Source organism: Flagellimonas sp. B-3 (assembly GCF_056857835.1).
Map to the genome: position 1 here is coordinate 54,801 of NZ_JBSXNW010000024.1, position 15,408 is coordinate 70,208.

The window sequence follows — 15,408 nt, forward strand, 5'->3', positions numbered from 1 at the left end:
TTTGTTTGTTATTCTACCGAAGCTGTTTCGCTCAATTCAATATCAGCGTCATCTTCCAAGTTATGTGCTTGCTCCGTTTCATCGACCATAACAGTTTCTTTAAAGGTTTTCTGTTCGGCAAGCCATTTATTGAACTCTTCCTCGGTTTCCACTATAATCTTCATCTGCATGTTATAATGGGATTTCCCGCATATTTTGTTGCACAGCAATACGTAATCGAACTCCCACGGTTCGTTATTTGGTATCCCTTCTGCTGCTTTTTGTGCCCTAATGGCATTGGTTCTTTTTACCTTGTCCACAACATCTGGGTTTAAACGCATTTCTTCTGTTGTAACTGTTGGTGTAAAAGAGAACTGGGTAATCATACCGGGCACACAGTTCATCTGCGCCCTAAAGTGGGGCATATATGCCGAGTGCAGTACATCTTGTGACCTCATTTTAAAGTTCACTTTTCTTCCTACGGGCAAGTGCAATTCTTTTACAATAATGTCATCTTCTGCGTTGGGGTCGGACTCATCCAAACCGAGTACATTGGCATTGGCAATATCAATCAAACGAACATTGGCTTCACCAAGAACGTTGTCGTCTCCACCGTATCTAGCAGTCCAGTTAAATTGTTGTGCGTAAAGTTCCACAATCAACGGATCATCATCTTCGTTGATGTCCATGATATTGGTCCATGTGTACAATCCCCAAAGAATCAAACCAGCCAGTACAATTACTGGAATAATGGTCCAAATGAACTCCAATCTGTCATTATCCGCAAAAAAGAGTGCTTTTTTACCCTTTTGTCCCCTGTACTTATATCCAAAATAGTGGAGCAAAGCTTGTGTTATGGTTTGAACAAAGAATATAATTGCGAAAGAAACCCACATCAATTGGTCGTAATCTGCTCCGTGTTCAGATGCAGCCTCAGGCAAAAGCATCTTATAATACTTGGCAAAACTGAAAATAGTTATTCCGTAAATAAAAATCAGGAAGGCGAATAATAGGTAGCCGTTATTTTTATTATCGGAATCGTTCGCAATCTCATCGTGCTCTGTTTTTGTTTGCGATAATTCAAAAATTTTGGTCATCTGCCAAATTGCAATCGCAACCAGTACTAAAACAGTTAATGTTAATAATGCAGTCATCGTATATCTATCTAAGACTTAAATCGTATTGTATTAATAATGAAAATGTCTACTCTCCTCAATAAATGGGTTTCGTTTGGGCTGTAATGGTGCCTTTGTCAAAGCAGTAAACACCCAGTAAACGAACAAACCTCCGAAGAACAAAATACCACCAATCTCTGGCAATCCAATAGACCATTGGTCACCAACCGTTGCAGGCATTATCATATTAAATATATCCAAATAGTGGCCAAATAGAACCACAATACCTGTCATGATCACAAACCAGTTGATTCTCTTGTAATCACTGTTCATAAGCACCAATAACGGGAACACAAAGTTCAAGACCAACATTCCGAAGAATGGCAATTTATAATCTTGGAACCTCGCCACATAATAGGTAACTTCTTCTGGAATGTTCGCGTACCAAATCAACATGAATTGTGCAAACCACAAATACGTCCAGAAAATACTGATACCGAACATAAACTTGGCCAAATCGTGAATATGGCTATCATTTACATCTTCCAGATATCCTTTTGATTTAAGGTAAACGGTTACCATTGCAATTACTGTAATGCCCGAAACGAACATACCGGCAAACACATACCATCCGAACAGGGTGCTGAACCAGTGGGGATCTACACTCATAATCCAGTCCCAGGACATCATGGATTCGGTTACCAAATAGAATACCAAGAAACCAGCGGACCATCTAAAGTTTTTCACAAAGTTGCTGTTATCATCGGACTCATCCTGTGCCAAGGACAGTTTTCTTGAATATTGGCGGTAAAAAATCCATCCACCCAAGTATATGGCCGCTCTTATCAAAAAGAAGGTCGGGTTCAAGTATCCTGCTTTACCTTGCAGCAATTTATCGTGTGCCACTACTTCGGGATCCATCCATACAAACATGTGGTTCATGTGCAATGTGGACAACAATAAAATCACAAATACGATGATTCCGCCCGGAACCAGATAAGCTGTAATTCCTTCCATGACCCTAAAGAGCAATGGGGACCAACCTGCTTGTGCGGCGCGTTGTATGGCATAAAATGCCAAGACACCCAATGATATCATAAAGAAAAAGAATGCAGCTACGTATAGTGCGGACCATGGTCTATTTTGTAATTGGTGCAATAAATGGGTGTCGTGGGATGCGTCGTGTTCTTCCCCATGCGAAGCTTCTGCACCGTGACTTTGTTCTTCACCATGGCCATTGGTTGCTTCCTCTGCATGCCCTCCACCATGACCATCGTCATGTACTGCTACCATGGCCTTGGCCTCTTCTACAGTTGATGGGGCAGACATAAAACCAATTACAAGGAATATAAATCCAAGCCCCATGGCTATGAAAGATCCTATTCTAAGTTTGTTTGAAAAGGTATACATAGTTTCTTCTTATCCTATTATTTTGTTAGGTCTTCCTTTAACTTCATTACATATTCGGACACTTGCCACATCTCTTCTTCACTGGCGAACTGAGAGGCGTATGAGCCCATGGAGTTCAATCCGTAATAAATCGCGTGATATGTGGTTCCAACAGTAATATCTCTAGCTACGTCATCATAGCTGGGAACACCCAATATTTTTTCTCTCTTCACAAGATTGCCTTGCCCATCCCCTTTTGGCCCATGGCATACGGCACAATAAATTGCGTAAAGCTCTGCTCCTTTTGCCAAGTTCTCTTCTTGTTTTAGGGAATCCAAAGGGCTTGTGTTCAATCTTGCTAGTTCTTTACCTTCCGGAGTGTTTTCAAACTCATAGGGCATGTATCCTCTGGAAATGGTACCTTCTGGTGGCAAAAGGGCCTCTGTCCCATCGGGGAACAACCCATTGTCCACACCTTGATAGGTCTCATATCCTACAGGTTCGTACATGTTTGGCATGAATTGGTAGTTTGGACTGTTCTTGTCCGCGCAAGAGGTTGCGAACATCACCAGGACCAAAGCAACACTTATTTTACCTAATTGCTTCATATTATTAAGACTCCTTTTCTGTAACTTTTACTTCTACCGCACCTGTTTCCCACAACAAATCGGCAAGTTCATTTTCGTTATCGTGCAACCCTATTTCCATTAAAAAGTGGTCGTCGGTTGTACGTTTATCGGGGTTTTCTGCTTTTTTGAACGGCCACATTCTACTTCTTAGGTAAAAGGTAATCACCATTAAGTGGGCTGCAAAGAAAACCGTAAGCTCGAACATAATCGGAACAAAGGCCGGCATGTTTTCCAAGTAACTAAAGCTTGGCTTGCCACCGATGTCCTGTGGCCAATCCTCGATCATGATATAGTTCATCATAACTACGGCAACCGTCAACCCCAAACATCCATACAGGAAAGAGGTAATAGCTATTCGGGTATCCGCCAGTCCCATTGCCTTGTCCAGACCGTGAACAGGAAACGGAGTGTACACCTCCTCAATATGATGGTGCTCTGCCCTAACCTTTTTTACGGCATGCATCAACACATCGTCATCGTTGTAAAGTGCTTGTATAACTTTTGATGCCATAATTATTTTTTATCGTTTAACAACTTTGCTTGACCGGCCCAATCATCGCGCTGCGCACGACCTGGGAATCTTCCCGTAATGGAGTCCAGCAAATCATACTCTTTTTCTGTCATTCTAGCGACCTGTGCATAGGTGAAAATACCTATCTCGTTTAAGGTACGCTCCATCTCCGGACCTACACCTTTTATCTTTTTCAAATCGTCGGGGGTTTCTGTTGCCGAATCAAAAGTTCCGATAGCGCTCAACAGTTCAGAAACTCCTACTTTATCGCCAACTGTTGGTTTGGGCTCGCCCATCAAAACATCATCGGTAATAGGCTCATCGTAGCTGACCACTTTGTTAACACCTTGTGGCATTTGATACAAAGGTTTTCCTGCATCCCTTAGCTTTTTGTATTTCTCTCCTGATGATTTCAAGATTGATTTTACCTCTGCCTGTGCAATTACGGGGAATGTTCTGGAATATAATAGGAACAGTACAAAGAAGAATCCGATGGTTCCGACAAAGATTCCGATATCCACAAATGTTGGGGAGAACATAGTCCAAGAAGATGGCAAGTAATCCCTGTGCAATGAGGTCACGATAATTACAAAACGCTCGAACCACATACCAATATTCACCACTATAGAGATAAAGAAAGAGAACATGATGCTGGTACGTAATTTTTTGAACCACATAAACTGTGGTGAGAACACGTTACAGGTCATCATGGACCAGTAAGCCCACCAGTAAGGTCCTGTAGCCCTGTTCAAGAAGGCATACTGCTCGTACTCCACACCGGAATACCATGCAATGAACAACTCTGTGATATAGGCACATCCTACGATGGATCCCGTAATCATAATTACAATGTTCATCAATTCGATATGCTGTACGGTGATATAGGCTTCAAGGCTGCACACTTTTCGCATAATAATCAAAAGTGTGTTCACCATGGCAAATCCAGAGAAAATCGCACCCGCAACAAAGTACGGCGGGAAAATCGTGGTGTGCCATCCTGGAATTACCGAGGTAGCAAAGTCAAAAGATACAATGGTATGTACGGAAAGTACCAAAGGTGTGGCCAAACCGGCCAATACCAAGGAAACCTCCTCAAAACGTTGCCAATCCTTTGCACGACCTGTCCAACCAAAGCTCAACAGGCTATATATTTTCTTTTGGAATGGTTTTACCGCTCTATCACGAATCATGGCAAAGTCAGGCAAAAGACCTGTCCACCAGAATACCAATGATACCGAAAGATAGGTTGAAATCGCAAACACGTCCCAAAGCAAGGGCGAGTTGAAGTTTACCCAAAGCGAACCGAATTGGTTAGGGATGGGAAGTACCCAGTAACCCAACCATGGACGTCCCATGTGGATAATCGGGAACAAACCTGCCTGTACAACCGAGAAAATGGTCATCGCCTCTGCAGAACGGTTGATTGCCATTCTCCATTTTTGACGGAAAAGCAAGAGTACAGCCGAAATAAGTGTACCTGCGTGACCAATACCTACCCACCATACAAAGTTGGTGATATCCCAGGCCCAGTTAACAGTTCGGTTAAGACCCCAAACCCCAATACCCGTGGAAATGGTATAAATGATACATCCTAGACCCCAGAGGAATGCCACTAATGCAATGGAGAATACAATCCACCATTGTTTATTGGCCTTTCCCTCAACCGGACGGGCAATGTCCACTGTTACATCGTGGTATCCTTTGTCTCCGACCACTAAGGGCTTTCGAATAGGTGCTTCGTAATGCGACGCCATAATTTATCTTCTAGTTACTTCTTTTTTTATTGATTAAGCCTCGTTGGTGTTTCTAACCTTCACATGGTAGAACACATTTGGTTTTGTTCCTACATGCTCCAACAAATGGTACATTCTATCATCTTCTTTCAACGCTGCCACCTTACTGTCGTGGTCATTGATATCACCAAACACCATGGCTCCACTGCTACATGCTGCAGAACAGGCTGTTTGGAACTCACCATCCTTGATCACTCTTCCATCTCTCTTGGCATCCAAAATGGTTTTTTGGGTCATTTGGATACACATGGAGCATTTCTCCATAACACCCCTTGAACGTACATTAACATCTGGGTTAATAACCATTTTACCCAAGTCGTTGTTCATGTTAAAGTCAAACTCGTCGTTATCACTATATAAGAACCAGTTGAACCTACGAACTTTATATGGACAGTTATTGGCACAATATCTAGTACCTACACATCTGTTATAAGCCATATGGTTTTGACCTTGCCTACTGTGCGATGTAGCAGCCACTGGACAAACCGTTTCACAAGGTGCATGGTTACAGTGCTGGCACATTACAGGTTGGAAAGCCACTTGTGGGTTGGCAGATGGGTCTTCCATCTCCCTGAATCCACCAAGAGAACCTTTATCTCCCCAAAGACCATCCATGCTTTCCTTCTTCTCGTTGTCCTCCTCAAAGGTCTCTTCGGAAGAATAATACCTATCAATTCGTAACCAGTGCATATCCCTGGAACGACGCATTTCAGCTTTACCAACAACAGGAACGTTGTTCTCTGCATGACATGCTATAACACAAGCACCACATCCGGTACATGCATTTAAGTCGATGGACAAATTAAAGTGATGTCCAATGCTTCTATCAAATTCATCCCATAGATCCGCATCTGGCGAAGTCACTGGAATTTCTTGATGATTCAATGATACGTGAGGCATTGGGTTCCACTCCGCATGATCTTTGGTATTGAATATTTCCAAGGTGGTTTCCTTGATAATATCCCCTCTACCCATCAATGTTTTATGTGATTGGATACAAGCAAACTCGTGTACCCCGTCCGACTTTTCGACAGTTACGGACTGGACATTGGAGAAGTTGCCATACAAAGTATATGCATTGACCCCAGTGGCCATCTCCTCTTGCATTCCAGCTTTTTTACCATAACCAAAAGATAGACCAACAGTACCTATTGCCTGACCTGGCTGGACAATTACCGGAACATTATCCAACACTTTACCATCCACGGTCAATTTTACGTAGCTACCATTAACACCACCATCGGCCTCAATTGTATTTTCAAGCCCCCAAGATTCTGCATCAGCTTTGGAAACCGTTATATAATTGTCCCAAGACACCCTAGAAATAGGATCAGGGAACTCTTGCAACCAAGGGTTGTTGGCCTGACGGCCATCACCCATCCCAACTTTGGAATAGAGCACCAACTCGGTGCCCGGGCTTGTTGAATTTACCAAAGAACGGATTGCAGAGGCAATCGGAACTATTTCAGGCTGACCTTCTTCAGATGCAGTAACAGTTGTTGCCTCAGCATCTTCAATAGTCACTGCAGGTGCGGCGAACACACCATCTTGCAATGCTTGGTTCCAAGATCCACCCTGAAGCACATCTGTACTCCAAGTTTCCTTTATGTACTCGTAGTATGTTTTCTCGAAACCCATCCATGTCAAAAGTGCTGTTTGAAACTGTTTTGTATCAAACAACTCCCGAATGGCAGGTTGCATTAAACTGTATTCTCCTTTTTTGAACTGGGCATCACCCCAAGACTCCAAATAATGTGAAGCCGCAGCCACATAACTGGACGCTTGCGCCGTTTCATCATTGATATATGCAAAGTCAACCGACACGTCCACTTGCTCAAGCCCAGAAAGGAACTCTTCCGCATTTGGCAATGTATACGCTGGGTTAACGCCATCCATGATCAATGCCCCAACACGTCCCGCGTTCATATCGGCAACCAATTTGGCCACTTTTGCAGCATCACCTTGGCGTACATATTTTGGTTTTTCAGGATCAAAAGCTTCGCTGGCCAATAATTTGTTGATGGCCAACACAACAGTCTGTGCATTTTCGTCATTAAGACCGCTTACCACAACTGCTTTGCTACCTGCTTTTTTGATCTCGGCCGCAACTTTGTCAACAGCTTCGTCAACATCAGAAGTACCTCCACCAACACTACTGCCGTTCAACTTACCATACAATTTGGCAAGGGCAATTTTTTGCTGTGTAGGCGTCATCGGATATCGCTTGTCGGCATTGGCACCCGTCAAAGACATGTTAGCTTCCAACTGCACATGTCTCGACATTTTTCCATTTTTGGGAACATGTCCTTTGGCGTAACCAGAGTCATAACCCCCACCTTGCCAATCACCAAGAAAATCCGCTCCGAAAGAAACGATCAAATCGGCTTTCTCAAAATCGTAATCGGCCAAGGCACGCTCACCGTAAGCTTTTTGATATGCATTCAATGCGGCATCTTCGGAAATGGCATCGTAAACGACATGGTTCACATTTTCTCCGTAAGCTGCCTTAAACTCAGCTATTAATTTTGAAGTTGAAGGACTGGCGTAAGTCTGTGTCAATAAAACCACTTGCTTATTGGAACCTTTCAAGGCATTCAACTTCGCCTTAACGGTCGCATCCAACACTTTCCATTCCACAGGCTCACCATTGGCCATTGGCCCCTGAACCCTTTTGCTATCGTACAAGGTTAAAACAGAAGCCTGTACCCTTGCATTGGCACCTCCGTTAACCTTCGCATCGGCATTGTTTTCAATTTTGATGGGCCTTCCTTCCCTGGTCTTCACCAAGATGCTGGCAAAATCAAAACCGTCCGCAATGGTAGTGGCATAGTAGTTGGCCACCCCAGGAACAATACTATCCGGCTGCACCACATAAGGAATGGATTTATGAACAGGGCCCTCACAGGCCGCCACTGTAGCGGCTGCCGTACTAAAACCTACATATTTCAAGAAATCCCTACGGGATGTGTTCGAGGAAGACAGGTTTTCCTTGTCGCCCAAAAACTCATCAACGGGAATCTCTTCGGTAAACTCGTTGTTTTTTAGCGCCTCAACAATGGAATCGTTCGGATTCAACTCCGCTTCACTTTTCCAATATTTTTTGTTTGATGCCATACGATATATCTGAGATTATCTTCTTTTAATTCTTAATAGTGACACTTTCCACATTCAAGACCACCCATCATGGCAGCGGTCAATTTCTCTACCCCATACTTCTTGGACAACTCCTCGTGAATCGCTTCGTAGTACGCATTGCCCTGAACCTTGACATTGGTCTCGCGGTGACAATTGATACACCACCCCATGGTCAATGGAGCGAACTGCTCCACAATCTCCATTTCCTCGACCGGGCCGTGACAAGTCTGGCACTCAACACCGGCAACAGAAACGTGCTGGGAGTGGTTGAAATAGGCAAAATCGGGCAATTGGTGAATCCTGACCCACTCTACAGGTTGCGTCTCGCCCGTGTAGCTTTGGTTTTCTTCATCCCAGCCTACTGCCTTATATAATTTTTTGATTTCTCCGGTATAAAATTCATTGGTATGGCCCGCTGCCAAATCCTCTGCAGATGGACCTTCCGGATTACCGGTGTATTCGTATATGGATTTGTGACAGTTCATACAAACATTCAAAGATGGAATCCCTGAAGTCTTTGACACCCTGGCAGAAGAATGACAGTATTTACAGTCAATATTATTGTCACCAGCGTGAATTTTGTGCGAGAAATGGATTGGCTGCACAGGGGCATAACCTTGATCCACACCAATTTGCATCATCCAACCATAGGCGAAATAGGCACTCGCCAATAGCAAGAACACCACACTTACCAAAACCAAAAACTGGTTTTGAACAAATGCTTTCCAAAGAGGCAAACGCTTTTCTTTTTCCTTTTCAAGAACAACTCCATTGGCTTCGGCGATTCTTCTCAAGGTCTTGTTCACCAAGACCAACATGATCACCAAAAGACCAAATACCAAGGCCAAGGCCCCAAGAATCATCTCATTGGATATTCCCGAACTTGAACCAGTTGCTTCCCCTCCAGCCGTTGTTGCAGTTGCAGTAGGTGCGGGTGTAGATGGAGGTGCGGCCGTGTAGGCCAAAATATCGTCAATATCCTCGTTCGACAATGTTGGAAAAGGCGTCATTGCCGCCTGATTGTACTCTGCGTAAATCTTGTTTCCATAAGCGTCGCCGGAAGATATAACAGCAGGACTGTTTTTTATCCACTCATAAATCCATTCTTTATCCAACCCCTCATCTTCCATCAACCTTGTTTCCACATTGGCCAATGCAGGACCGGTCATTTTCCTGTCCAAGGAGTGACATGCAGCACAGTTCTGGTTAAACAACTGCTTCCCCTTTACCGGGTCGCCTTCAACAGCATCGGCAGTTTGTTCCGCTGCAGCATCCGTAGCGACCTCAGCCTCTTCCTGTGCATAAAAAGATGATGAGAACAATAGGAAAGTTAAACCTAAAACTTTAGAAAATAGATGGCGGTATAAAACCTTTTTCATATTCGTGAAATTTCTATCGAAATCTTTGGCATGATTCTTTCTATTGAGTTTGAGAGCAATAGCTTTTTACCCTGCCAAGAATGGCAACAAAAGTAAGACATACAGTCATTTTTTGAAATGTTAAGGTATTTATAACTTATAATTTATAAAGATTCTAAATAACTTTGCCCCCACATGATTAACCTATAATAATCTACATTTGCAACAAGCGTAAACGATACAACAAAGGAACAATATGAAAACCACTGTATTTGCAGCAATTTTAATTGGCTTAACAACGCATCTTTCGGCTCAGAACGCTCAAGTGACCATTCAACAAGATCCAAAGATCGATGAATTGGTAAAACTCTACACCAAGGTTAGCTCCAATACCGGATATTATCAGATTCAAGTAGGTTTTGGCAACTATAAAAAAGCATTGGACCTCTTGAACCAAGTGGAAGTTGATTTCCCGAACTGGTATTCCAAAATAGAGTTTGAATCCCCCACCTACCGAGTTAGACTGGGAAGGTTCAAAACCAAATTGGAGGCCGAAAGAAAGTATTTGGAGGTGCGTAAAAAATATCCGCATGCCATGCTACTAAAACCGGAAGAAAAAGAATCTTAGCCATAAAAAAATCCCGCTTTAAAGGCGGGATTTTTTTATTCGATCATCTCTTCCTACAACTTTTTCTTCACTGCTACTTCTTGGAAGGCTTCTATAATATCACCCTCCCTAACGTCATTGTAGTTTTTAACCTGTAGTCCACAATCATATCCTTTGGACACCTCCTTGACATCATCTTTAAATCGTTTCAACGAGGCCAATTCTCCAGTGTAGATCACAACACCGTCCCTAATCAACCTGATGCGTGAGTTCCTGAATATTTTACCACTGGTAACCATACAACCGGCAATAGTTCCGATCTTGGAAATCTTGAAGGTTTCCCTAACTTCGGCGTTACCCGTAATTTCTTCTTTCATCACAGGGGACAACATACCTTCCATGGCATCTTTAAGGTCGTTGATTGCATCATAAATGATGGAGTATGTCCTGATATCAATTTCCTCCTTATCCGCAATGGTCCTGGCATTGCCCATTGGCCGTACGTTAAATCCGATTATAATCGCATCGGAAGCACTTGCCAACAACACATCGGACTCTGTAATGGCCCCAACTCCTTTATGGATGATGTTCACTTGTATCTCGTCGGTGGACAATTTTTGGAACGAATCCGTCAGGGCTTCCACTGAACCGTCCACATCACCTTTAAGGATAATGTTCAATTCCTGGAAGTCACCCAAGGCGATTCTACGTCCAATTTCATCCAAGGTAATATGGCGTTGTGTTCTTACGGATTGCTCACGTTGCAACTGCGAACGTTTTGCTGCAATCTGTTTTGCCTCACGCTCATCTTCCAACACGTGGAATCTATCACCTGCCTGGGGCGCTCCATCCAATCCCAAAATTGAAATTGGCGTGGATGGCCCGGCACTTTCTATGTTCTTACCTCTTTCATCGTGCATTGCCTTGACCTTACCACTACAAGTTCCGGCCAAAACGTAATCACCTATATTCAAGGTACCGGTCTGTACCAAGATTGTGGCCACATACCCTCTACCTTTATCCAAGAAAGCTTCTACAACTGTACCAGATGCAAGCCTGTTCGGATTTGCCTTAAGCTCCAACAATTCTGCCTCCAACAGTACTTTCTCCAATAATTCTTTAACTCCTTCCCCTGTTTTGGCAGAAATATCGTGGGACTGAACTTTTCCTCCCCAGTCTTCCACCAACAGATTCATACTGGCCAAGCCTTCTTTGATCTTATCGGGGTTTGCCGTAGGCTTATCAACTTTGTTGATTGCAAATACAATAGGTACTCCCGCCGCTTGAGCGTGACTTATGGCTTCTTTGGTCTGAGGCATAATATCATCGTCTGCAGCAATTACAATAATTGCAATATCCGTTACTTGGGCACCACGGGCTCGCATCGCGGTAAACGCCTCGTGGCCCGGTGTATCCAAGAATGTTATTTTTTGTCCATCTTCAAGCGAAACTCCGTAGGCTCCGATGTGTTGGGTAATTCCCCCACTTTCACCTGCAATCACGTTCTCTTGACGAACATAATCCAACAATGATGTTTTACCGTGGTCTACGTGCCCCATAACGGTAACTATGGGTGCACGGGATTTTAAATCTTCAGGGGTATCCTCTACCTCTTCGATGGTTTCTTCGATTTCAGCGGTTACAAATTCAACTTCGTAACCAAATTCATCAGCCACGATGGAAAGGGTTTCGGCATCCAAACGCTGGTTCATCGTTACCATGATACCCAAGGACATACAGGCCGAAATAATCTGGGTCGTGGAAACATTCATCATGGTTGCAAGCTCATTGACCGTAACAAACTCGGTCACCTTGAGGATTTTGCTCTCCATTTCTTGTTTCTCAAGATCTTTCTCCGTTTGTTGACGGTGCTGATCTCTTTTTTCCCTACGATATTTGGCGCCTTTGCCCTTACTGGATTTACCTTGAAGCTTCTCCAAGGTTTCTCGTACTTGTTTTTGTACTTCCTCCTCGGTTGGCTCTACTTTAGGCGCAGTTGAACGCTGTCCTTTTCTTGCAGCACCTCCTCTTGTATTTCGGCCTCCACCTGCTTGTGGGCCATTCTTCACAATTCTTCTTCGGCGTTTTTTACGCTCTCCGGCATCGGATGAACCGCCTTTGGCTTTTTGGCTATCCTCTTTCTTCTTTTTGGCAGGTTTCTTGAACTGGGAAAGGTCAATCTTATCCCCGGTTATCTTGGGACCTGAAAGCTTTTGGTATTTTGTCTTTATGGTTCCGTTTTCGGCTCCTTCGGACTCTTCTTTGCTTTCGGCACTTTCTTCTTTGGCCTCAGCCTCTTTTTTTTCTGGGGCCTCAGCTTCCAACTTTTCAGTCTTTTCTTTAGCTGGTGCCTCTTCTTTTACTTCTTCTTTGACTTTTTCTGGCTCAGCTTTTGGTTTTGGTGCCTCTTCCTGTTTTGGCTCCTCTTCCTTGGGCTTATCTGGTTTTTTATCCAAATCAATTTTACCCACGGTCTTGGGGCCGGAAAGTTCGGCTTTGGCTTTTACAACTTGCTGTTCCGCTTCTTTTTTCTCTTTGGCCAATCTGCGCTCTTCTTGTTCTTTTTCCATTCGGATTCGGATGGCCTCCTTTTCCTTGCGCTTTTCTTCACCAACTTCCTTGGAAGCAACCTTTTTGCTCTTATCCGTTTGGAATTCATCCAACAGAACTTGATACACCTCATTGGATATTTTAGTGGTAGGACGCGCCTCTACCTCGTGCCCCTCCGAGGCTAGGTAATCGACTGCTCTATCCAGTGAAATGTTCAATTCTCTAAGAACTTTGTTAAGTCGTATTGTTGGATTTTCTGCCATAAATAATTTTACTTGCCCTAAATTTTCGCTGCTAATATAAGCCTAATCTTCAAATTCTTCCTTGAGGATGCGAACGACCTCTTGGATTGTTTCTTCTTCTAGATCGGTTCGCTTTGCCAAATCTTTTACATCTTGCTCCAAAACGCTACGTGCGGTGTCCAATCCAATCTTCTTGAATTCTTCAATCACCCAGCTTTCTATCTCATCGGAAAACTCGGTCAACTCCACATCTTCCTCGACACCTTCGCGGAACACATCTATTTCGTAACCAGTCAATTGGCCTGCCAATCGTATGTTATGCCCACCCCTACCAATGGCCTTGGAAACTTCCTCTGGCTTAAGGTATACTTGAGCTGTTTTTTTCTCGTCGTTCAATTTAACGGACGACACCCTAGCAGGACTAAGTGCTCGGGTAACCATTAATTGTGGGTTGTTGGTCCAGTTGATCACATCAATGTTTTCGTTGCCCAACTCACGCACAATTCCGTGGATTCGGGACCCTTTCATACCCACACAGGCTCCAACGGGATCAATTCTATCATCGTAAGAATCTACTGCGACCTTAGCTTTTTCGCCAGGAATACGAACCGCTTTTTTAATGGTGATCAGTCCATCGAACACCTCAGGGATTTCTTGGAAGAACAATTGCTCCAAGAAAATTGGTGAGGTTCTGGACATGATAATGGTAGGCTTGTTCCCTTTAAGCTCCACACTCTCGATAATACCGCGAACGTTGTCCCCTTTACGGAAAAAGTCGGAAGGAATCTGTTTTTCTTTTGGAAGAATGATCTCATTTCCTTCATCATCCAACAAAATAACCGCACGATGCCTTATATGGTGCACCTCAGCCGTATAGATTTCACCTTCCAAGTCCTTAAATTGCTTGTAGATGGTGGTATTGTCGTGCTCATGGATCTTGGAGATCAGGTTCTGACGCAATGCCAAAATTGCCCTCCTACCCAAATCAATCAGCTTCACCTCTTCCGAAACGTCTTCGCCCACCTCAAAATCGGGCTCAATTTTTCTAGCTTCGGACAAGGATATTTCCTCGTTAGGTTCTTCTACTTCACCATCTTCAACAACCACACGGTTTCTCCATATCTCCAAATCCCCTTTATCGGGGTTGATAATAATATCAAAATTGTCGTCAGAACCAAATTTTTTCTTGAGCGCACTTCGGAATACTTCTTCCAAAATCGCCATAAGGGTAACCCTATCAATAAACTTATCGTCCTTAAACTCCGAAAAGGATTCGATGAGCGCTAGGTTTTCCATTTTCTACTACAATTAAAATTTTAATTTAACTTTTGCTTCTTGAATATCAGAAAATGCGATTTCCTGCTTTTTCTGCACTGTAATCTTTCCTTTACCCACTGGTTTGGGCTCTCGCGCCTTCCATTCCAAGGTAATACTATCTGTCGAGGTTTCCACCAGTGTGCCCTCCAATTTCCCGGAGCTGGTCTTTACCTGTAATTTTCTTCCAATATTTTTGTTGTACTGACGCGGCAATTGCAATGGCGATGTAGCTCCAGCCGATGTCACCTCCAAGGAAAAATCTTCCTCCTCACGATCCAAGTTATGTTCAATGGCCCGGCTAACGTTCATACAATCTTGCAGACTAACTCCTTGATCACCGTCCAAAACGACTTTGATGCTATTATCGCCGCCAACCGTAAAATCAACCAAGAACAAGGAAGAATGTTCTTCCAGTGCATTGTCCAACAATTGCTTCACTTTATCCTTCAACATAAGAAATCAGTAATAAAAGAGGGGACTCAAGGTCCCCTCATGAATACTTTTATATCCGTTCAGTTTTGCAAATATACAACAAATAATATCGCATGTGCAACTCATTCAACCACAAAAATAAAGCTTTTGCCATCTACTTTTCAGTGCATTACAATAATTTATAAATGACCGGCTTCCCAATAATCCTGTAGAACATGAATGCCATTTACAGGGTGATTTACAAACACAATAACAACAATCCCTACATTATTATAGGGTTAACATTCGTTTCACCCCCTTTCACAACAAATATTTTGAAGCTAAAGAACCCCCGCTAATTTTGTAGTACAA

11 protein-coding genes are annotated in these 15,408 nt (G+C 43.4%); 1 reads left to right on the forward strand and 10 read right to left on the reverse strand.

The window, feature by feature from the left end:
- Positions 1 to 8 precede the first annotated feature (8 nt).
- From AC13CS_RS12695 to AC13CS_RS12725, 7 genes are read right to left on the reverse strand one after another with little or no spacing between them, the layout of a single operon-like run.
- Positions 9 to 1,133: a cytochrome c oxidase subunit II gene (locus tag AC13CS_RS12695; RefSeq protein WP_293167213.1), complete on the reverse strand. Its 1,125-nt coding sequence runs from the start codon at positions 1,131 to 1,133 to the stop codon at positions 9 to 11.
- Positions 1,134 to 1,166: 33 nt separating this feature from the next.
- Positions 1,167 to 2,504 (reverse strand): quinol:cytochrome C oxidoreductase, encoded by a 1,338-nt coding sequence (locus tag AC13CS_RS12700; protein ID WP_293167212.1) that lies wholly within the window; start codon positions 2,502 to 2,504, stop codon positions 1,167 to 1,169.
- A 17-nt stretch (positions 2,505 to 2,521) separates the two neighbouring features.
- The gene (locus AC13CS_RS12705) at positions 2,522 to 3,091 is read right to left on the reverse strand and encodes a c-type cytochrome (protein ID WP_293167211.1); all 570 of its coding nucleotides are present in this window, start codon (positions 3,089 to 3,091) and stop codon (positions 2,522 to 2,524) included.
- A gap of 4 nt (positions 3,092 to 3,095) precedes the next feature.
- Positions 3,096 to 3,623, reverse strand: a complete 528-nt coding sequence (locus AC13CS_RS12710; protein WP_014033174.1) for a DUF3341 domain-containing protein — start codon at positions 3,621 to 3,623, stop codon at positions 3,096 to 3,098.
- 2 nt (positions 3,624 to 3,625) lie between these two features.
- The gene (gene nrfD, locus AC13CS_RS12715) at positions 3,626 to 5,377 is read right to left on the reverse strand and encodes an NrfD/PsrC family molybdoenzyme membrane anchor subunit (RefSeq protein ID WP_293167210.1); all 1,752 of its coding nucleotides are present in this window, start codon (positions 5,375 to 5,377) and stop codon (positions 3,626 to 3,628) included.
- Positions 5,378 to 5,410: 33 nt separating this feature from the next.
- Positions 5,411 to 8,530, reverse strand: coding sequence for a TAT-variant-translocated molybdopterin oxidoreductase (locus tag AC13CS_RS12720; protein WP_293167209.1), 3,120 nt, complete (start codon positions 8,528 to 8,530; stop codon positions 5,411 to 5,413).
- A gap of 32 nt (positions 8,531 to 8,562) precedes the next feature.
- Entirely contained in the window at positions 8,563 to 9,930 is a 1,368-nt protein-coding gene (locus AC13CS_RS12725) for a cytochrome c3 family protein (protein ID WP_163625364.1), read from the reverse strand.
- A gap of 235 nt (positions 9,931 to 10,165) precedes the next feature.
- On the opposite strand from AC13CS_RS12725, the gene AC13CS_RS12730 reads away from it, so the two are divergent.
- Complete coding sequence (locus AC13CS_RS12730) at positions 10,166 to 10,537, forward strand: SPOR domain-containing protein (RefSeq protein WP_293167208.1); 372 nt, start codon at positions 10,166 to 10,168, stop codon at positions 10,535 to 10,537.
- A gap of 53 nt (positions 10,538 to 10,590) precedes the next feature.
- Here AC13CS_RS12730 and infB read toward each other — a convergent pair whose 3' ends face one another.
- From infB to rimP, 3 genes are read right to left on the reverse strand one after another with little or no spacing between them, the layout of a single operon-like run.
- A complete protein-coding gene (gene infB, locus AC13CS_RS12735; protein WP_293167207.1) occupies positions 10,591 to 13,329 on the reverse strand; it encodes a translation initiation factor IF-2 in 2,739 nt (912 codons plus the stop codon).
- A gap of 42 nt (positions 13,330 to 13,371) precedes the next feature.
- Positions 13,372 to 14,604: a transcription termination factor NusA gene (gene nusA / locus AC13CS_RS12740; RefSeq protein ID WP_293167206.1), complete on the reverse strand. Its 1,233-nt coding sequence runs from the start codon at positions 14,602 to 14,604 to the stop codon at positions 13,372 to 13,374.
- A 12-nt stretch (positions 14,605 to 14,616) separates the two neighbouring features.
- Entirely contained in the window at positions 14,617 to 15,078 is a 462-nt protein-coding gene (rimP, locus tag AC13CS_RS12745) for a ribosome assembly cofactor RimP (RefSeq protein WP_293167205.1), read from the reverse strand.
- Positions 15,079 to 15,408: the final 330 nt, after the last annotated feature.